Origin of the sequence: Shewanella litoralis (assembly GCF_009828585.1) — a bacterium.
In the GTDB taxonomy this organism is placed as follows: domain Bacteria; phylum Pseudomonadota; class Gammaproteobacteria; order Enterobacterales; family Shewanellaceae; genus Shewanella; species Shewanella litoralis.
In genome coordinates this window covers 1-361 of record NZ_WSRZ01000112.1, presented here as the reverse complement: position 1 = coordinate 361, position 361 = coordinate 1, and the positions used below count along the sequence as shown (strand labels likewise).

1 pseudogene is annotated in these 361 nt (G+C 37.7%); it reads right to left on the bottom strand.

The features are described from left to right. Positions 1 to 246: 246 nt before the first annotated feature. Positions 247 to 361: pseudogene (locus GQA99_RS20330) on the bottom strand (ISAs1-like element ISSpu13 family transposase); the annotation flags it as partial.

Genomic DNA, 361 nt, shown 5'->3' with positions numbered 1-361 from the left:
TGAAGGCTTCAAGGTACATAATTTACTCTCCTAAAAGAGAGTATAAGATCACAGCTAAGCCAAGGCGTCAAACAGATTGTGTATCAATTTCATCAGCTCAAAAAACGTTCACGATCTCACCCTGAAGTTTTAGCTCTCTCTCAACGATAACATTTAAAATAACAAGCGAGGATTTAACCTCGCTTGTTAATTAACTGAGTGTTTAAATTTAACTCGAAAAAACGATGCCATATATGCAGGGGCTGATTACACTTTTTGACCAGCGCCAAAAATAATCTCTTCCCTGAAATCATCACTCCAACAAGCCCTATTGAATTTCTGATTCTGGCTTGTTTTAGCGGGATGTAGCTTCACTAGATTT